The sequence below is a fragment of the Schwartzia succinivorans DSM 10502 genome (assembly GCF_900129225.1).
Taxonomy (GTDB): Bacteria; Bacillota; Negativicutes; order Selenomonadales; family Selenomonadaceae; genus Schwartzia; species Schwartzia succinivorans.
Genome location: NZ_FQUG01000002.1, coordinates 221,963 through 242,603, shown reverse-complemented (window position 1 = coordinate 242,603; position 20,641 = coordinate 221,963). Strand labels below are relative to the sequence as shown.

19 protein-coding genes are annotated in these 20,641 nt (G+C 43.5%); all 19 read right to left on the bottom strand.

Features of this window, described 5'->3' with window-relative positions:
• Window positions 1–20: 20 nt before the first annotated feature.
• On the bottom strand, window positions 21–491 hold the full coding sequence (locus tag BUA83_RS01035; RefSeq protein WP_072934329.1) for a PTS sugar transporter subunit IIA: 471 nt from the start codon (window positions 489–491) through the stop codon (window positions 21–23).
• Window positions 491–1,681 carry an N-acetylglucosamine-6-phosphate deacetylase gene (nagA, locus tag BUA83_RS01030; RefSeq protein WP_072934328.1) on the bottom strand — a complete coding sequence of 397 codons (1,191 nt, stop codon included), beginning with the start codon at window positions 1,679–1,681 and terminating at the stop codon, window positions 491–493. Before nagA ends, BUA83_RS01035 begins: the two co-directional genes overlap by 1 nt.
• A gap of 12 nt (window positions 1,682–1,693) precedes the next feature.
• Complete coding sequence (gene nagB / locus BUA83_RS01025) at window positions 1,694–2,437, bottom strand: glucosamine-6-phosphate deaminase (RefSeq protein ID WP_072934327.1); 744 nt, start codon at window positions 2,435–2,437, stop codon at window positions 1,694–1,696.
• Between the two features lie 42 nt (window positions 2,438–2,479).
• Window positions 2,480–3,370, bottom strand: coding sequence for an ROK family protein (locus BUA83_RS01020; protein WP_072934326.1), 891 nt, complete (start codon window positions 3,368–3,370; stop codon window positions 2,480–2,482).
• A gap of 2 nt (window positions 3,371–3,372) precedes the next feature.
• Window positions 3,373–3,666, bottom strand: coding sequence for a hypothetical protein (locus BUA83_RS01015; protein WP_072934325.1), 294 nt, complete (start codon window positions 3,664–3,666; stop codon window positions 3,373–3,375).
• 45 nt (window positions 3,667–3,711) lie between these two features.
• Complete coding sequence (locus tag BUA83_RS01010) at window positions 3,712–4,383, bottom strand: N-acetylmannosamine-6-phosphate 2-epimerase (protein ID WP_072934324.1); 672 nt, start codon at window positions 4,381–4,383, stop codon at window positions 3,712–3,714.
• A 153-nt stretch (window positions 4,384–4,536) separates the two neighbouring features.
• Window positions 4,537–5,760, bottom strand: coding sequence for an autotransporter strand-loop-strand O-heptosyltransferase (locus BUA83_RS01005; protein ID WP_072934323.1), 1,224 nt, complete (start codon window positions 5,758–5,760; stop codon window positions 4,537–4,539).
• A 25-nt stretch (window positions 5,761–5,785) separates the two neighbouring features.
• Window positions 5,786–7,018, bottom strand: coding sequence for an autotransporter strand-loop-strand O-heptosyltransferase (locus BUA83_RS01000; RefSeq protein WP_072934322.1), 1,233 nt, complete (start codon window positions 7,016–7,018; stop codon window positions 5,786–5,788).
• Between the two features lie 17 nt (window positions 7,019–7,035).
• On the bottom strand, window positions 7,036–8,268 hold the full coding sequence (locus tag BUA83_RS00995) for a glycosyltransferase family 8 protein (RefSeq protein ID WP_072934321.1): 1,233 nt from the start codon (window positions 8,266–8,268) through the stop codon (window positions 7,036–7,038).
• Between the two features lie 26 nt (window positions 8,269–8,294).
• The gene (locus BUA83_RS00990; protein WP_072934320.1) at window positions 8,295–8,876 is read right to left on the bottom strand and encodes a hypothetical protein; all 582 of its coding nucleotides are present in this window, start codon (window positions 8,874–8,876) and stop codon (window positions 8,295–8,297) included.
• Window positions 8,877–8,909: 33 nt separating this feature from the next.
• Window positions 8,910–9,989 carry a galactitol-1-phosphate 5-dehydrogenase gene (locus tag BUA83_RS00985; protein WP_234988183.1) on the bottom strand — a complete coding sequence of 360 codons (1,080 nt, stop codon included), beginning with the start codon at window positions 9,987–9,989 and terminating at the stop codon, window positions 8,910–8,912.
• A complete protein-coding gene (locus BUA83_RS00980) occupies window positions 9,989–10,651 on the bottom strand; it encodes a ribulose-phosphate 3-epimerase (protein ID WP_234988181.1) in 663 nt (220 codons plus the stop codon). Before BUA83_RS00980 ends, BUA83_RS00985 begins: the two co-directional genes overlap by 1 nt.
• Window positions 10,652–10,734: 83 nt before the next feature.
• The gene (locus BUA83_RS00975; protein WP_072934319.1) at window positions 10,735–11,424 is read right to left on the bottom strand and encodes an IspD/TarI family cytidylyltransferase; all 690 of its coding nucleotides are present in this window, start codon (window positions 11,422–11,424) and stop codon (window positions 10,735–10,737) included.
• An 82-nt stretch (window positions 11,425–11,506) separates the two neighbouring features.
• Window positions 11,507–13,552: a hypothetical protein gene (locus BUA83_RS00970; protein ID WP_144340486.1), complete on the bottom strand. Its 2,046-nt coding sequence runs from the start codon at window positions 13,550–13,552 to the stop codon at window positions 11,507–11,509.
• 113 nt (window positions 13,553–13,665) lie between these two features.
• A complete protein-coding gene (locus BUA83_RS00965; RefSeq protein WP_072934317.1) occupies window positions 13,666–15,048 on the bottom strand; it encodes a glycosyltransferase family 4 protein in 1,383 nt (460 codons plus the stop codon).
• Window positions 15,048–16,472 carry a hypothetical protein gene (locus BUA83_RS00960; protein ID WP_072934316.1) on the bottom strand — a complete coding sequence of 475 codons (1,425 nt, stop codon included), beginning with the start codon at window positions 16,470–16,472 and terminating at the stop codon, window positions 15,048–15,050. Before BUA83_RS00960 ends, BUA83_RS00965 begins: the two co-directional genes overlap by 1 nt.
• 4 nt (window positions 16,473–16,476) lie before the next feature.
• Window positions 16,477–17,574 (bottom strand): glycosyltransferase family 2 protein, encoded by a 1,098-nt coding sequence (locus BUA83_RS00955; RefSeq protein ID WP_072934315.1) that lies wholly within the window; start codon window positions 17,572–17,574, stop codon window positions 16,477–16,479.
• Window positions 17,575–17,680: 106 nt separating this feature from the next.
• The gene (locus BUA83_RS12445) at window positions 17,681–18,763 is read right to left on the bottom strand and encodes an FkbM family methyltransferase (protein WP_094756389.1); all 1,083 of its coding nucleotides are present in this window, start codon (window positions 18,761–18,763) and stop codon (window positions 17,681–17,683) included.
• A 355-nt stretch (window positions 18,764–19,118) separates the two neighbouring features.
• A complete protein-coding gene (locus BUA83_RS00945) occupies window positions 19,119–20,621 on the bottom strand; it encodes a glycosyltransferase family 4 protein (protein WP_072934314.1) in 1,503 nt (500 codons plus the stop codon).
• Window positions 20,622–20,641: the final 20 nt, after the last annotated feature.

Genomic DNA, 20,641 nt, shown 5'->3' with positions numbered 1-20,641 from the left:
GCAGTTCCTCAACAAAGATTTTATTTTAAGGTAAGTGTCATGACTTCCTCGGAATTTACAAGATTTTTTTCTGCGCTTTCAACCGCATCATCCTGATTTGTGACTACCAGCATGGTGATGGAGCTTTTGCCTGCCTCAGCAATTTTATTACTGTCAAACTTTAGAAGCGGCTGCCCGGCATCTACTTTATCACCGGCCTTGACTAATGCTTCAAACCCCTTTCCACGCATTGAAACGGTGTCAATTCCGACATGGAGAAGAAGCTCAACGCCATTCTTTTCCAATGCGACGGCATGCATTGTATCAGGAACAAGCATTACCTTCGCATCGCAGGGAGCACAGACTGTATTTACGCCCTCCGCCGGTTCTACCGCAAAGCCGTCACCCATCATTTTTCCTGCGAAAACAGGATCCTCAACCTCTGTGATATCCACGATTTTCCCCTCGACAGGTGCCGAGAGCACAAGCTTTTTACTGCCAAAACCAAACATCAATGTTCTCCTTTTCCGTCTGCCGAGTAGACGAGTTTTCCTCCGACGATGGTAGCCTGTACACGCACTGCTCCATCAAATACTGTAATATCCGCGCGTTTTCCGGGTGTAAGTGAACCCATCTGGTCATAAACCCCCAGTCCCTGAGCAGGAACCTTTGTTGCGTATGAAACAGTCATTGCGATACCCGCGCCTGTATTCGCGGCAAAATTCGCAACAGCGCGATCAAGTGTAAGAACACTTCCAGCGATTGTTCCGTCAGCAAGCGTTGCCACCTGCCCCGAAACACGGACTACCTGTCCGCCAAGCTCCGATTCTCCGTCGCCAAGCCCGCAGGCACGCATGGAATCTGTGATAAGTATTATGTGATGTCCCTGCTTCATACGCCACACCAGCCGCTGCGTCATGGGATGAAGATGAATGTTATCCGCGATTATCTCACAGTCAACAGGTGTATCAAGGGCCGCGCCCACAAGTCCCGGCGTCCTGTGATGGAACGGTACCATTCCGTTGAAAAGATGTGTGACATGGTCTATGCCGTACTGCAGTATCGCACGCCTTGCCGTATTGTAATCAGCGGAGCTGTGACCGAGAGAAATTACTATTCCGTATTTCTGACATTCCTCCACAAATCCATAGTCGCCTTTTAGCTCCTCGGGAGCGATTGTGATAATACGTATGACGTCCTTGTACTCCTCAATCAGCGAAAAATCCGCAGGTGCGATATGCTCAGGTGCCTGAGCCCCCCGACGTTCCATGCTGATAAAAGGCCCCTCCATATGGGCACCCAGCACGCGGGCACCATCCTCTGCAGACTCTCCCATGACCTCCCGAATATGATTAAAGGCACGGTATATCCGTGGGAAATCATAGGTCATTGTTGTGGGAAGCATTGCCGTAACACCTGTTGATGCCTGATATTTTGCAATGGCGCGAAGCGAATCCACCGTTTCGTCCATTGTATCGCAGCCTACACAGCCGTGCAGATGCACGTTTATGAATCCCGGAGAAACATATCCGCCACGGGCATCAATTACAGATTCAAGGTTGTCCCTTTCTTCCCCACGAAGGCCCATTTCAGGTACGATACGCGCAATATACTGGTCGTAGAGCAGCGCCTGATGGTCAACAATCTGAAATTCTCCGTGCTCATCCGGCAGTATAAGCCGCCCGTTGATGATTGCTTTCATTGTATCCTCCCGTCATTCGTCTTCTTTATCTCCGAGACGCGCCGCCGCCGCATGGTCAGCAAGAAGCAGCACATTGCGGTGAAGTCTCAGGATAGATGCAGGTGCCTCAGGCGTTATATCTCCGCGCACAGCCTGCCAAAGTGCCTGCGTTTTACCTGCTCCGCTGGCAAGAAGCAGGATATTCTGTGAAAACATTATCTCGCGTACTCCCACGCTTATAGCCCAGTGGGGAGGTTCCTCAGGTTTCGTAAAGAATCGGGCATTCGCCTGTCGTGTTGCTTCGCTCAGCTCTACCACGTGAGTATCCGGAACAAAGCAGTTGCCCGGCTCATTGAAGCCTATATGAGCATTGGGACCGATTCCGAGAATCATCAGGTCAATTCCGCCTACCGCCTCTATAGCCGCGCGGTAGCGCCCGCATTCCAGCGCTATATCGTCTGCCATTCCGTCAGGCGACATGATATTTTCATCACGTATATTGATATGGTCAAAAAGATTTTTCTGCATGAAATAGCGATAGCTCTGCGGATGGTCCGTCGGAAGCCCGATATATTCATCAAGATTGAATGTCCGCACGCGGGAAAAATCAACCCGTCCCTCTTTGCAGGCATCCCCAAGGAGTTTGTAAAGAAGAAGCGGAGTACCGCCTGCGGCCAGACCGAGAACACTGTTCGGCTTGTACGCGATATGGTTGATCACGAATTCGGCAGCCGCTTCACTCAGTTCTTCGTATGAGTCATTGATCCTTACCTTCATTCTTCTTCCTCCTAAAGAAAGATTTTTCTTTCGTTTTTTATATTATACACTCTCATTATTTAATATACAACGGAGCGCCCCCAACATTCCTGCATTATTGCCTAATTCAGCAAATGAAACCCTTGTGTTTTCGAACACATGCGGCAGCATAATTCCTGAAAGCTTTTCTCTAAGCCTCGGCTCCAGAAAATCCTTCTGCGCGGAAATTCCTCCGCCTATGACAAAAGCTTCGGGATTCACAACGCAGGCAGTCATCCATACACCCTGCGCCAGTGCGTCCAGCATTTCATCAATGGCTTCAAGACACACCCTGTCACCATTCTGTGCCCATTCAAAAACCTTTTTACCGTCGATGTCCTGCACGTTCAGCCCTTTTCCGTCAGAAACACGGCGTACAAGTGCCGACGTTGATGCAAGCTCCTCCAGTGTTCCTCCGGGCATAGGAAGATACCCCACCTCGCCTGCGAAATTTGACGCGCCGTGCAAAAGCTTTCCATTTGCGATAACACATCCTCCGACACCTGTGCCGAGAGTCATGCACACGAGAGGCGATGCCCCCCGTCCTGCTCCCAGCCACGCCTCGCCAAGTCCTGCGCAGTTTACGTCATTTTCAACCACACAGGGAATACCTGCAGCAGCCTCGAGAAAGCTTTTAGGCTTCGTGCCTGTGTATCCCGGTATATTATCCGACGCAAACAGGATTTCGCCTTTTTCAGCGTCAACGACTCCTGCCGTCGAAACTCCCGTACCGCATATATCAAATTCTGCCTTCATATCAAGAAGCAGCCGTTCGAGGACATCCAGCATTCCCCGAATACCTTTTTCTTTTGCGGGATTATTTACAGTGTCATTTTTTACAAAATGACCTTCCGCGTCGGACACTCCGTATTTTATTGCAGTTCCGCCAATATCAAAAAGCGCATACAGTGCCACACTCACGCCTCCCAGTTCGACGGAAGCTTATGTGGCGGAACAGGCGGCGGAAGATGTGTCGTATCCGCCTTCGGGTCTTCCTTTATCTGCTTTTCCTTCTCCTCAACCTTCGCGATATCATCCTTAAACTTTCCAAGAAGTCCGCCCACCGCGTCATCGAAATCCGAGCCGATACGAAGCCGTCCCGCTTTGTAATCCGGTTCTCCGGGGAGCTTGACCTCCTGAATTTTCTTGCGTTCGTTTGTTGCCGTGAGAAGAATTTCCTCCATCCGTTCCTTTTGTTCGTTCGGGTCCATTCTCTTTCTCCTCTGTATTTCACATACTTCATGTATCGCGATGCGTCAAAGCACACGCGCAAAATCCTTGGTAATAAGCTGAGGCCTTGTAATTGCAGAGCCTACAATCGCACTCCAGACTCCCAGCTCCATCATACGCTTCAAATCCTCAGGCGTATGTATCCGTCCCTCGCCGAAGGCCGGAACCAAAAGGTCTGACGAAAGCCGTGCCGCCAGCGCATAGTCAGGCCCCTCAATCTGAGGTGAATATGAAGTATAGCCGGAAAGCGTCGTTGAAACCGCATCCACGCCGAATTTCTCCGCAGCTTTTCCCTCTTCATATGTCGAAATATCCGCCAAAACGAGCCGACCTGCCTCATGGATTTTTTCAATGAGGGTTTCAACCTTTTCTCCATTGGGGCGCAGGCGGTCTGTCATATCGAGGGCTATCATCTCACATGGTGTTGAAAGAAGCTCCTCCACCTCACGCATTGTCGAAGTAATGTAAATCTCCGAATCCGCGTAATTTCTCTTTATAAGTCCTATAACGGGAAGCCCCGTCACCTTTTTTATTTCTTTTATATCATCTGTACCCTGTGCACGGATAGCCGCCGCGCCGCCCTCCTTTGCCGCAAGAGCCATACGCCCCATGATAAAGGCGCTGTGAAGCGGCTCATCAGCAAGAGCCTGGCAGGATACTATGAGCTTCCCTTTCACCTGTTCAAAAAAAGGATGCATTATTACACTCCCATTGTTTTAAAATACCAATAGTATATTACTTCTCCATACACGAAACATTTTCCTTCATATTTATAAAAATTTCATGAAAGTAATGCCTTTTCATAATAAACGCCTGCAGAGCCAACACTCCGCAGGCATTTGCTGTAATTTTTATCCCTTGTCTTTTCTGAGACGCTCAATGACATCTGTCACCATGCGCGGCGAGATTTTTTTCTGACACTCAAGCTCCCGTTCTTTATCGCCCTTATGCCTTGGGCAGATATCAAAAATAAATTCCGCAAAATCATCGTTTGCGCATCCGTTGCACGCAAGTCTGTTATAAACACGGTAGGGTGTATGAAACTCATACCAGTCCCTGGTAAAACCTGCAATCATAACAACAGGACAATCTGCAGAATGTGCAAGCCAGGCAAGTCCGCTGGAAAGCCCTACGAAAAAATCCGCGTGTGCCAAAAGCTCCGCACGCTGAACCAGCGGCAAATCCCCCGTAAAATCCTCCGCACCCTTCGGCATTTCCGTCACATAACCATCACGTTCCTGCCTTTTGTCACGGTCAATACAAAGCACTCTATATCCAAGCTTTTTAAGATAATCCACGAGTATATCCCAACCTTGGGGCCAAAGCCACCCTTTGTTGGGGGTTGAAGCCTGCACCGCGATACAGACATAAGGCTCCCGAATCGTTCTTTCTTCTGTCGGAGTATACCGCAAAAGCTCCGGCATGGAAAGCCCTGTCAGAAGCTGCCCGTACATCGTAAGGGAACGGCTGTCGGCAGGGATAGGCAGCGCACTTGGGAAATTAAAGCCCATATGCATATAATAGACTGCATACAGATTTTCATCCCATTTATCCGAAAGCTTCATACCTGTATCCAATTTAAGCGCAAGCTCACTAAGATATTTCGGCACGCTGCAGGTGACATCAGCATTATATTCCTCCCGATATTTCTTTATATACGGAAGAAACGCCAAAAAATCTCCCATCGCGGCATCGTTGCAGTCAAAATGCACACGTTGATTATGGGAATCAAATACATGCGCCAGCACAAGCTTTCCATCAAGAAATACCTCCACCGACCAGCGGATGTAATATTTCTCCCATGATATAAGGCAGACCTCTGATACATCCTGCTCAAAAAGAATTTCCTCAGAATCATAATCTCCAATGCGAACATGGAAATCCCCTTCAGGCACAATGAGCCTGAGCCCGCAGTTGAAATCAAGCCGAAGCCCATCAATACCTGTTTCTCCGGTCACCTCGCCGGTAAAGGAATCAAGCTCCTGCAGTGCCTTCAAAAGCCCCGGCACATTCTTTTCGTTCTCCGCAAACTCCTTGCAGACAAAATATTGTATTCTATACGGGTATTTACCCATGGTTCTACCTCCAAAGGAAGCTTCATCAAACAAGTCCTTTATCCCTTCGCAAACGCTCAATGGCATCTAGCACCATGCGCGGCGAGATTTTTTTCGAACACTCGAAAATCTTATCTGTACCCGCCTGCTGCTTCGGGCACATATTCCCCTGCCAGTTAACACGAACGTCATTGTAACAGGCATTGCAGACAAGCCTGTTATATACTCTGTAAGGATTCGGAAACTCGGTCCAATACGCAGAAAAACCTCCAATCATAACCACCGGGCAGTCCGCTGTATACGCCAGCCATGAAAGACCGCTTGCCAGCCCTATGAAGAAATCTGCATATGTCAGCATATCCAAACGTTCAATTAACGGCAAATCCCCTGTATAATCCTCTGCTCCCTCCGGCATCTCAAGCCTATACCCGCGGTCATCCATCACTTTTTCCTTATCAATGCACAGCACACGATATCCCAGCGATTTCAAATACTCCGTAACCTCGTCCCATCCGTGCGGATACAGCCAGCCCTTCCCGACAGAAGAAGCCTGTACCCCGATACACACATAGGGCTCCTTGATTTTGCGCTCTCCCTTAGGCCACGGAAGCTTCGGTGCTTCAGACGGCAGATTCATAATAATCTGGCCCGTCTGTGTCATTGGAACCTGTCTGCCGTCAATCGGCATCAGACAGGGGATATCCAAGCCAGCATTAAAATAAAATGTCGCATAGGTATCCTCATCAAAATCCTCACGCAGAGGAACATCCTTCAGAATATGCTGTGCTGCTTCCTTCATCGAATCAGGAATCCAATAATAAACATCTGCTCCATAATAATCACGGACGTAGGGCACATACGAAAGAAATGACTGCATATCCCCTAAAAGCCAGCTCTGAAAAATAAGCCGCACCTTCTGATCACGCATATCAAATACATGCTCAAAAACGAGATTTCCCTCGTAGGATATGCGGATATGCCAATGTATATAATACTTTTCCATGGAGACAATCAGCTTCTCAGACACATCAGCATCATAGAATACCATACCTGAATCATAATCACCGATAGTCACATGCCACGGTCCCTCAGTCACCTCTACACGGACACCATTGTTAAAATCCAGCCGGACACCATCAATCCCTGTCTCACCCCGTACAGGCCCTGAAAGCTTACGCCCCCAGTCTGCCATGCACATCAACATCTGCTGAATGTCCTCAGGTTTTTTATCAAAATCCTTGCAGCTGAAATACTCCACAGGATAACGAAAACCGCCCATTATTGCACCCCATATATTTATATGCTGTCAAAAAGGTCTCCGCCCCACAGCTTCCTTCCGCCTTCCTGTTCCTTCATCAGCTGAAAGCCGTCGACATAATCCCGCATTTCTTCAAAATCTGCCTTCTGAAAATGCTCTTTTAGGCTGTCATATACATCTATAAAAAAAACAAACAATGCTCCACGGTTTTCTTTCATCATATTCAGAAGCGGCAAAACAGCTAAATTCCCTTCTTCATCAATGATAACCTTATATTCCTCTCCACCATTAGGGGAAAAACATCTCATAACCTGTTCCCGCGTTTCCTGACTTCCGCAAAATATTCTTCGTTTCCCTGCTGCAACAGAAAAATAATCCCTTGCACGAACGCGACTGTCATCAGATGCGTTATGCATTTCTTCAAACAGCTTCATCACAAAGTCAGGCGAACACCATGGACTTTTCGTGAAATATTCCGCGTACAGTCGATTGTGATTATCACTAATATCAAAAGGATCCATAGCATTTCCTGCATAATGATAAATTGCAGAACGAATCGCATTTCCAAGCCTTCTGTCGGTGCTCACAAACACGTCATAATATCCGGAAAGCTTTCTATACCCCTTTGCAAAAGCATAATTCAAAATATCCTGATCAAAACAGAAGCATTTCGGGTGCTCCGTAAGCATCTTGAGTCCATTCGTCAAAAACTCAGGATGCTCACGCCATTTATCCAAATCAATAAGCATTACACCGGAGTTAAAATATCTGTTCCTTGGAATCTCCCCTGCTTCGACCAATGGCTGAGGCGCAGGATTTCCCTGAGTTGCAGAAATCTCATCAATCGCCGCCAGCCCATTTTCTCCGACCTCTTCATTCCAAAGTCTTGCAATATCCATATGTACAATAGTATCCGCATCCAGATAAATCAGCTTATGGACGGATTGTGGAAGCACTATCCCTGCCAACAGACGATAAAGCGCTGCCTGACTGAACCTTGTCACAATAGCGTCAGGCAGAATTTCCAGTATACCACTCAGTACTTCACCGCAGAGTGTCTCCATATCATAAAATAAGATTTCCTGCCCATACTTGGCCGTCAAAGCCTCAAATTTTTCCCGATTATCCTCAGTCAATGTCGCATCATGAAGTAGGTGCAGCGTCACCGGCGAATCTGTATTCTCCAACAGAGAAGTCATGCTTGAGCCGGTATATTTGCTGAAGGTTCCTTTTTTATCATATATTGCATAGCAGACATGAATCCTGTCCATCGGTCTCTCCTTCTGTAAAATCACCCTCAGGTCCACTCAGCCTGATACTGCATAGCTTCCTGCTTCGTAATAATCTTACTGCCGTACATATCAGTGAGACGATACCGTCCCTCAGAATACGTCACATGATAAATATTATCCGGCGCATTTTTCTTGCAAAGCTCCTCAAAATCACACCGTATATCCTCCTGAAGTGGGATATACTCAAGCTTTGTATATCTGGTCGTCGGAATACCAATTCCATTTTTCACAGCCTCCGCCACCAGCACAGGCTCGCTGTCCCGTGTCTCAAGATGAGTATATTCATTATTCTCCAGACGAATTCTTTTCAAAATATCAGGAGCACCGCCAAAATCCAAAATCGCCGCGCCCTGGGGAAGCTTCAAATTAACCACATCATACACGCAGTTTCTGCGCGGAGGCTGATCATCAAAGGTAAAGCTCCCATCGTCTTCATGAATCCTGTATGCTTTCATATACGTAATATCCCCCGGTCTCTCTGCGGTTTCCTTCGCAGCAGCTTCCTGCCCGTCTTCCGCTACAGCTTCCTTCTCTTCCTCAGTTTTGCCGAATATCTTCCCGGCCTTTGAAAAAAGACTTCCAAGCATCGTCTCACATCCAATCTGTCTATGAAAATAAACTCATCTTTCATCCATCGTGAACATCACCTTGCAGTACGGTTCTGTCTTTTCATGCATAATCTGAAATGCTTTTTCATAATCTTTAAGACCAAACACATGCGTAATAAGTGCCTCAGGATCAATAACCCTGTCCTTCATCGCCTCGAGCACATCCTCCCAATCGTTCTGCTTCTCAGAAAAACTACTGTTCCACGTTCCTACGAGCTTTAGTTCCTTACGGAGAATTTTCCAATAGGCATCCTGAGAAAGCGTTATGTCGCCGACCGGGTTTCCCATAGTCACCACACGTCCGAAATTTCCGGTACATTTAAGGCACAGCTCCAACGCATCACTGCTTCCTGTCCCTTCTACACAAACATCGGCACCGGCACCTCCGGTAAGCTTGGACACATACTCCTCCACATCCGTTACGCTGCTGTCAACAACGTCAATAAATCCAAGCTTCCTTGCAAAATCTGCCCGTTCTTCGCTGCGTGCCACAAGCACAACATGCTTCGCATCCGCCTCTCGTACCCAGCTTGCAAAAAGAAGCCCTATAGGGCCAACGCCAAAAATGACTACAGTATCGTTTTCATACACATCCGCTTTTCTGAACGCGTGCAGGGAAACCGCCGCAGGCTCGCACATAGCCGCCGCCATATATGAAACACCCTCAGGGATAAGTACAAGATTTTCCTTTTTCACTGCAATGTACTGGCTCATAGCTCCATCACATCGGGAGCCGTAATAATCATAATTCGCGCACTGCGCATACTGCCCTTCATTGCACGCTGAGCACTCTCTGCATGGAATCAGGGGAAACACCGCAGCACCCTTTCCAATAAGCGACAAATCATCCGCGTCGATAACCTCACCTGCAAACTCATGCCCAATAATCGTAGGGAAATGATACGTTCCCTTCGTAAACACGCGTGGAATATCGCTGCCGCATACACCGCAGGCACGCACCCACAAAAGCACTTCATCCGACTGCCTTTTCGGCAATGGAACACTTTCATAACGTAAATCGCCTATTCCATTGAGCCTCAGCGCCTGCATCATTTCCCCTTGAGCCATCTCTGTTTCTCTGCCCTTCTTCATCAGAACCTCATGTTGCGAATATCTTCCATAATTTCTTTATATGACCTGTCTTTTCCAAATAGCAGTGTCGTCCCTAAAATAAAGCCACGAACGCCTTTGGGAGCAAACTCCTTTATTTTTTCTGCCCCACAGGCCCCGTCCCAATACACCTCAAAATCCATCTCATCCTTGAGCGCCAAAAGCTTCGTAACTTTCTTCCCAACATAAGGAAGATACATCTGACCTGCATTGCCGGGATTCACAGACATAATAAGCACTTTTTTCACTATTCTGAGCATCTCATAGACAAGCTCCACACTTGTCCCCGGATTTATGGCTATCCCCGGAATCATACCTGCATCAATTATTTTCTGCAGTGTCGTCGAAGGATGATACTCTGCCTCAGGATGAATATAAACAGTATCCCCCTTACGCATCCCTCTTAAGAACAAATCAACAGTATTGTTCGGATGTTCAACCATAAGGTGAACGTCCATAGGCTTCTTCGTAAGACGTCCGATACACTCGAGGTCATTAAGCGACATAGCAAAATTCGGAACAAAACGCCCATCCATAATATCAATATGAAAAGAATCTATATCCGCGGCTTCAAGCGCCATGACCTCATTTTTCAAACTGCCATAATCAGCACACATCATTGATGCATTATACTCTACATCCACTTGCTCCGCCTCCATTGACATATACGCTGTCACACAATATCTATCTCTTTACTATTCGACGGATACTGCTCCGAATCCTTCCTTTACGCTCTCTTTTGTGCTACAAGCCACATCTCAAAGAATTTCAAGTCCGTCGGACGCGTCATTTTAATATTTTGCTCTGAACCTTTTGCAAAATAGACCTTCCATCCGAGTGCAACTTGAAGCGCCGATATCGAATCATCATGAATTTTCTTTTTGTCCGCTGCCCTGTACATATCCCGCATCCGCTTTCCTGTAACAGCCTCCGGAGTCTGTCCACGCACCATCATGCTGCGTTCCAAGACCTGCGAGGTGCCACCATCCTCCCGGGCATACATCGTATCAACGCAGTCTATCACTGCCATAGAATTCCCATGCTCGCGGCACACGCAAATTACATCTGACAAAGACTCATCTGTAACCATTGGGCGGGCGGCATCATGCACGACAATAACATCATCATCATTTACATCAAGGGACTCCATCCCATGCCTGGTAGACTTATATCTGTTTTCTCCACCGGAAACTACATTAAATAGCTTACTTATTCCTGCTTTATCCGCATAACCGCGCAGTTTTTTCTCCCAGCCGTCAATACAAACTGCCACAATCTTATCTATATCCCGATTGTTCTCCAGCACACGCATCGTATGCACTATGACCGGCTCGCCGGCAACCTGCAGAAACTGCTTAGGAATCACACTACCCATACGCGAGCCGGCTCCTCCGGCCAAAAGCAATACTATATTCATAAATCAGCTTCACTCCAAACAAAACACCCCGGAGCAATCACTTCACTCCAAGGCAAGATTGCTGTTCCCCTTTATTCCTTAATCAGTCAAACATATCCTTCATGACAAAATCCCTCTTTGTAAAATCATCCGTCACCGTCTGCTCTGCCAAATGTCGTGTTTTTATACGCGTATTTTTTTTTCGCAACAGTCCGTACATTGACTCCGCAAATTGCGGGCGTATCTCAGCCTTTCCATCTCCCCATAGCATGCAAAATTCTTCAAAAGCCCTCAGAACACCGCTTTGGACCTTGCTCAGATACTCAAAATCCTTTTCAGTTCGCTTTTCTCCCGCAAACACTGCATGCCCCTCTTTGGAATACCCTTCCAGCGAAGGCTCCGTCGACATAACGATGGTCTCCAGCGGCTCATAATTCGACGACACATACGACTTAAGCTGCATTAAATAATCCTCTTCCATATAAGCTTCACAATGAAGCTCTTTCTTTCGCTCATAATCCTCCAAAATATGGGTCAAATACAGCCCGTCAATTTTTCTTTCGATAAATTTTTCTGCACACATGTGACAGGAGCCTGATGAAACCAAATCAAAAAAAACGATCCTTTGCTCTTCGGTTATCCGCAAAGAATTCCAATATTTTTTGAATCGTTCCCTCGCCAGCCGTGCTTTTTTCAGTATAAATGCTTCATGTCGCAAAACATATTCTTCTATAGTCTCGCCTTCTTTTCTCGGCAAAACTTCATCCCGGCTCAATCCGAAACGCAGCAGAAGCATCTCCTCCGGTGTCCCTGAAAAACCAATTCCTGCCATATAAATAATATCTTCCCGACATGTTGGATAGCCAGCCATTGCGGCCATGCGCGACGTATAAAAATAAATGGGTCTTGGCAGTTTTTTCTGTTGTATGTACTTTTGATAAATCCGATGCATGCGATAAAACAAATACCCGTCCCGAGCTCCCCAAAGGATTACATTATTTACTCCTGTGCATTTATCCATTACCCAAAAGAAGACGCCCATGAGAACAGGTGCAAAAATGATTCTTCCCAATTCAAATGCTTTCCTTATCTCGGCGCGTCCCTCCGACTGATACAACGCAAAAGGAGAATTGAACCCCTCCGCCAGTATTCCACCTAAGACCGTTCGTTCCGCAAGATTCAACTGCAGTCTCAGCAGATAATCCCACGTTGAGATTTCCACCATTTCCAACGCGCTCTTAATCATGACTACATCCAAACCTGCCGTCAAAGCGGCCACTTCATCTGCCTCAGGACTGTCTCCGATATGCAACCATGAATCCACGCCTGTCTCTTTCTGAATCATCCTATATAATCCCTGTGTCTTTCCTTCGCCGTAATCACAGGAAACAAATATCTTATGGAAACCGTCAATACCACAGTTTGACAAAAATTCCCTGAGCATATCCGCCGGATAATACATATCTGAAATCAGCCATACTGTTTTACCCTCATCAACAGCACGCTTCATCAAACCAACCATGTCCTTGCGGGGAATCAGCACTTTCTTTTCTGTTTCGATTTCCTGACGGTAAAGCTCGCCAACTTTCACCTCATCCAGTAAAAGCGCTTTTTGCACTTCCCGATAAATATCCTGGAGCGTGGGCTGCTCGCCCTCCCGGTACAATCTCCGCTCTGCCTCCTGTCGCGCCTTGGAAAAATTCTCAATCCCGCTCGTCTGCTCCAAAAGAGCGAACACATCCTCAGGGTAAAGCATCCTGCGCATCAAAAGCGTATCAAAAATATCAAAACTCACAACATCATGCGACTCAATCGCATTCCAAAGCTCATCAGCACTCATTTGAAAATACGGGTGCTGAAGCTCCACCACAGAATCCGCAACGAGCATATCCTGCCCGTCCAAATCATACAATGCAATCCCGTTTTGCCTGCAAAAACTCTCTATACGCTTAGCGATGATGCGCGTTGAATTTTTCCTTGCAACAATAACAATAATATCAGGCTGAAGCTCCGCTGCCCTCGCCTCTGAAAGAACAGGATACCCAAAGCACTCTCCATCTTCACGGAATCCGTCCATAAGGCCAAGAATATTAAATCCCGTTTCATGGCTAAGAATCTCTTGCGTCCCTGGCCCTAATCCATAGATCACAAGCTTTTTCTCTTTCGAGTCTAAAAAATTATTTTCAAAAACTTTATAAACCGATATCGCTTCAGTCATATTTTAAACTCCGAACTAAATCAATCACGATTTCTCTACATGAATTATATATTTGGCAAATATTTACTTAAAACTTGTTTTAGGCGTTTTTCAAAAACTTCAATAGAAAAATCTCTTTCATAAACTTTGCGTGCTTTTTCTCCAACTTTTTTTAATTGCTCCGGATGCATTATAATTTCTTCCATATTCCGGCACAATGCTTCCACATCTTCACATGGAACTACCCAACCGTCCACACTATTATGAATATGTGATGCCGTTCCTGTTTTATCCGACACAATGCATGGAACATTATGCATCATTGCTTCAGCCGCGACAGTTGGTAAAGAATCCGTCCTTGACGGACATACCAAAACATCTATTGTTTTTGCGTACAAATCAGAAAGTTGCTGAAGAGATACTTCTCCCGTAAAAACGACATTATCTATTCCTTTGACCATTTCTTTTAAATTCTTTGCAAAGAGTGTATTGTCGTTTCCAACAACTAAAAAAAGCGAATTCTTTTTTGCGCACTCCGATAATAATTTCACTGCCTGCAGATAAACATCCTGTGCTTTATGATGTTGTATATGTCCGACAAGCGCAAACACCACAGGGTTCATTTCCTTATTGTTGGCAAGGCTTCTCCCCCTCACTTCATCAGGAATCCCATAAGGCAAATCTCCAACGAAAACACCATCACAATATTTTTTAAAGGCGTCCGCTGCTGCCGGGCTTACAGCATATGAGTATAGATTCTCTCTTGGAATTAAATCAAATGCCGCCTTTCCTATGCTGTGATAGTAAAATTCAGGATCATGCAACCACCAAACAACAGGAATCTTCGTATTACGTTTCTGTAAAAGATGGAAAAAATTAAACGTATTGCAAAAAAACAATAATGCATTCTTTTCATAGGGTGACTGAGATAATGTTTCAAGCTGAACATTAGGATCAATAATAACTTCAATTCCCATGTCTGTTATATACTCTCTCAAAGGACCATCCTCAAGCGCAACAACGCATACAGGATAATATTTTTGCATAAGCATAACAGCGTACGAAAACACAACACTCGCACCATTCCTATGCAAATCAAAAAAAAAGAAATACACTTTCTTTCCTTTTTCCTTGGAATTATACCGTATTATCGGCCTTTCAATAATCCCATGCATCCCTATCCGCAAGTCAAACTGTGTTGAAATCTTTTCCATCGGAACGCCTAAAGAAAGCAGTTGTTCTTCCATTTCATCGTAATACGCACTCAATATAAAAATACGATCATAAGAAAGCTTTATTACTTCCTGCGGAGAAAGTACAATATGCCCATCAATCCGAGTTCCCCATTTTGAAGCATCGTTGTCCAAAAGAGCCAAAACACTTGCAGAAGAAAACCATGCTTTATACCGCTGATAGTAGTCTCCGGTACCAAATAATAAAATATTCATTAATGCTTCCCCGCTTTAACTGCCCGGTTCACAAGCCGTTTAGCTGCTTCAAAAACCATTTCAGGTGTAATGGCAGTCATACACGACGGTCTCTTCTCTTCTTTTGCACAGCGATTAATATCCGTATAGTATCCATAACATCCATGACATTTTCCCGCCAACAAATTGACATTGGTCTCATATCCATAATAGCAAACAGGCGTTGGACCAAACAGAACAATACACTTTGTCCCCAGCTGTGTTGCAAAATGTACCATTCCTCCTTCAATATCAACATGAAAAAGTGCATTTTTTAAAATATGCCCCACTGTATCAAATGATGTCCCCATAAAATGATATGCGGCTTTCTCAAAACGTAAATTACCAGCAGCGCCTACCTGTACCACTGACACATCCGGATTTTCTTCACTGAAGAGCTGAATAAATCTTTCAAAATTCTCACCAGACCACGTCTTTGCAATAAGACTTCCATCCTTCGCATCACCATTTCCACCATTTACCGTAATATAATGCTTATCGCACAGAACTGAAACCACATTATCCGGCTCATTCAATGTAATTGGAACATGCCAATCTCTGATTGGAAAAATCCCATTATAACTAAATCCAGTAAAACAATTAAGCCCTTGTCGTATCCGTCGCGCATACATCAATCCCATTGCCCGATATTTGTCATAATCTTCTTCTTCGATGATTTCGCGTAAGCGATTAAATTTTTGCTGCACGTCTGAAGGAAACAATTCATTTTTCAGATTCACAATCTTTAAGAATCCGCCTCCGCATATCTCAAAAGATGCTGCATATCTGCTTTGCAATCGTTCAAATTCCTTACCGGTATTCATAATGATGCTATGAATTTCAGGCATATCTCTATATAGCAGTTCCAAGAATTCTGTATTGTGCACAACAAAAATATCCACCTTAATTTTGGGCAGAATTTCACATAACGCCATGATAAATCTTTTTTGAATAATAAAGTCCCCCAACCCTCCTAGCAAATAGCAAGCAACAGAAGGAGCATTGTTCGTATAAGCGTACACCTGTATTGCATCAGCAGATGATTGACTTTCTAAAAAAACTGAGCTTGGTTCATTTATGCGTTCGGAAATGAAAATAATCCTATCCTCCTGCACCCCCTGCTCCAAAAGAATTCGGTGAATCTCACTGTAGCCAACTTTTCCTCGCAGTGCCACAGCCACGAAATCGAACTCTAACGAATTTATTTGATCAGGCTTGTATACCGGCACAACCATGGGGGGAACCTTATCCGCAAATCGGTCAACAACCCCAACAACATTTGCATACCCGGTCATCATCAACTGTTTAAGATAAGCCTGCCCCAGGTTTCCTGCCCCGTAAATCAAAACACGCGAACCACGCTCGATATATTCAAATGGGAATAGCCAACGATATGTCTCATCCATAAACTTAACTCCCCCAAAAAATCATACGAATCAACCATTTTACCCACATTTCATAGGAATAAAAATCCTTTCCATCAACTAATCCTCTTTCCATCAACTGAGTTCTAATTTCATTTTGATAACGGTAATTTGTAATCAATACAATTTCGCCATATTTTCTCTGATAAAAAGATGGATGAGTTATCCTGACATTCCCCAGCAACATGCCATTTTTATTTTTATCATTGTCGAGAACAGCTATGACATTCGCTCCGTGCGTACGTAAAAATCCAATTACACCGCGCCCTACTTCTCCTGCTCCAAACAAAACAAACGATTTGCCATTTACGCACTTTTTAATACTCGGACAAACCCTGTTTTCCCAAAGCGATATAACAATTAATTGCAACAAATGCCATCGTATCGCACATATCTCAGGAGAACTATTGTTATACATTCGTGCATTTTTACGAATAACCCTCAAATCTTCAGTTTTAGTACGGTTAACCTGAGAATCGGTAATCCCCCCATCTTTCATAAAACAAACAAGCGGAGCACCCCCTATATAGGCAAACGCTGCCTTTTCGTAATACAATCTTTGAAGTTGATCGTAATCTGCCGCTATTCGATAAGCAAGATTAAAAGGATACCTCAATATCACGTCCCTCTTGATGAATATTGCCTGATGATTTAGTTTCATCTCATACGGCAACTTTTCACAATCTCCCATCGATACATGTTTATGTTCCCGTGTTCCATCCACGAACACGAAATAATAATCACCAAAATACACATCTGCTTTTTCTCGATGCCATGCATCAGCTACGTTCTTTAAAGCACCATCTTCAAACCAGTCATCGCTGTTTAGAAATTCTATAAGGTCACCGGTTGCATGCTGCATCCCCTTATTCATCGCATCATAAATCCCTTTATCAGGTTCGCTTACCCAATATGCAATTTTATCTTCATATTTTCTGATAATATTTTGTGTTTCATCACTTGAATTGCCATCTATAATGATGTATTCTACGTTGCTATAGTCTTGTGAAATTACACTGTTTATTGTTTTCTCAATAGTTGCTGCACTATTGTAGCAAACCGTAATAATGGAAATTTTGGGCATAATACAAATCCTCTATTCACTGGAAAAACAACCACTTATACGTCACTTCATATTCCCACCTTACGAGTTAAATCTCGCATTATATCATAACATGTAAACAACTCACTTAATAAAACAAGTAATTTGAATCATCAAGCTGTACACATGAATACCCGAACGAATTTAAATAATTCTTAACTTGCCGCGACTGTTTTGAAAAGGATTCGACCATAATGTATGGATGATATTTTCTAATTAACTCGGAACTCCCTTTTAGTACACACAGTTCCATCCCTTCAACATCGATTTTTATAAATTTTACTTCCTCGCCAAAATCAAAATCATCTAACGTAATTAAAGGAATAGAGCCGTCATTCAGTACCAATCCAGTTCCACCAATATTTTCATAGTCATATTTTTCCAATGCCGCATTTCCTTTAACATCTGCGCAACCAACATTATGAGGTATTACTTTTTCTTCCAAACCATTGATTCGAATATTCTTTTTTAATATTCTAAACGTTTCATATATAGGCTCAAAAGCAATAATTTTTTTCGCATTTACTTCATTCGCCATAAATAGCGTATGATTTCCTATATTTGCTCCAACATCAATACAAATTCCTTCGGCAGAAATTTCGTCACGAATCACGCCATCTTTAAATTCATTGAATACATAGTTTAAATTTTTCACTTCAAAGTAATCATCTGTAATAAATATTAACTGCTGGATGAAATCCGTATAAATGTATGGCAAAAAAAATACAGATTTCGTTTTTGAAGGACTGTATTGCATATTATTTTCTTCTATCCCAGTTAAATCAATCTTATAAAATAATGCCCGACTGCATCCATGATTATATTTTACATGTTCACCAGTGAATTCAGTAAATAACTCCTTATACTCTGACGACGGTACAATCTCGCAAAGCCTCCGTAGTAATTCCTCATGAATATCACGTCTATCACTTGCGATTAAAATCAAGACATCCTCTAAATTTTCTTTGGCAAGATCCTCTAATGATTTTATACGCTCCTCCGACTCTGATAAATAATTGTCCACAATCATAAATTCCTGTATACCGTATAACCCATTTAAAATGTTTTTAGTAAGCCTTCCTTGCTCTCCAAAAGGATATATCACTATTTTCTTTTTTAAATCAATCTTATCCAGTTCTTGAAGTATTATTTGATGGTATGGAATATTCATCTTATACACCTTTCACATAGCATTCATTTTTAAAGAATTATTTTACACATTCGCACATCTTAATCCAGTAATCATTATTCATAAATTCAATCTGCTCTCCGGTTACTTGTTAACTCACATTATCTATTACATTATAAGCACTTTTATTAGGTTAACTAATCCAATAACAGTGATATGACTCATATTTTCTTATAACATCAAGTGTTCTACCCGTGACTCCATCCTCAATGATGATATACTCTATTATTATTGTTTTGATTTACTGAACTTCTTATAGTCCCTGAATGGTTACTGTATTAAAACACACCGTAACCACTGATATTTTTATAATACATTGGCGCCCAACCTAAACTGTTCAAAAACGCCCCAAATGATTTATCATTTCTAGACATGCTTTCCCGCGTACTGTCGCCAAAAAATTCCACAATAACTGAAAATACTCCTCCGAAAATTCCACTACACAATTATCTGCTATATTATGCAACCGTATTGTTCCTTTAACTGTTTCAAAATTTTTAGGATGCAACCCCAACAAAATTGTAATATCCTTCGCATTTCTCAAAGATTCTATCTCGCATATGCTATGCCCCAAAAACTTACTGTTTCCCAACTGTTTTGAAACAACAAATCCTTTGATATTTACTCCATAATAATTCAACAATGCATAAATATATCTTGCATATTCTCCTGCCCCATATATATATATACTGTCTTTATGAGTCAATTTACTGAGCAGTTCCCGTATTTTATTCTTTGACGTAACTCCTTTGTTATAAACATCAGCAACGCATTGCAGCAATCTAACAGAAAAATTTTCTATTGAGTATCTTTTTACCCGCTTAATCCCTGCCTCCGACAATCTTCGGCACAATTCATCATCCACCCATAACTGCTCAAGAACCGTTGCGGCTTCTTCAACATCATACGGGTTAAATGTCAGACCAGCGTCTCCAATCTGTTCTGGCATGGCATATTTATCTGACACAGCTACAGGACACCCCGTATACATAGCTTCTAATGGTGGAATATTTGTCGGTCCAAATATTGATGGCATAACCATGGCCCTGGCATTTTTATAGAGCATATACATTTCACTATCAGGCACAAAACCCAATATCTCTATATTATCCTCTACACCCTCCGCATGGATAAGTTCATTAATATTTTTCAAATTCCCCTTATCACTGCCAACAAAGACAAACTTAACAAAAATACCTCTTTGTCTTAACAGTGATACCGCTCTAACCAGTATTTCATGATTTTTATGCTTCCAAAACTGTGCAGGATAAAACATATATTTTTCTCTAACAGGATATTCACCTTGTTCATACTTGTCATCCAAATAAAATGGCACAGAAAACGGAAGCACGTACACCCTGTCAGCTTTAGTTCTGCCATACTGATCCAACACGTGTTTCCTTCCCAGTTCGCTGTCTGTTAAAATCCCGGCGGAATATGAATAAATATCCGTATAAAGCCATTGTCTGCGAACAAAACAATCCTCATCTTCAATTTCAGGGAAACCATTCCCGCGCTCATATATATGCATTAAATCATGTATGGGTGTAATTGTTGGAATAGAAATATCCTTGCTCCAATTCATCTGATCGGACAACAATATCACGTCGCAATTACTTTTATTCAACATTTCTATATCTCTAAAGTAATTCCCAGATAACTGTTCGCCATGTATATCTTTATACCGCTGAAGATACTTTTCCCACAGCTCATCTGTGTAATACGCTCTGATGTCACTTACATAAGTACTTTCATCACTTATAGCCTCCAACATAAATGCGGCGTAAGTAAATGCCCCGCCAGCATATGGTTTTGTCGTAAGAACTATTCCTAATCTCATAACAATACCCCGTATAAACA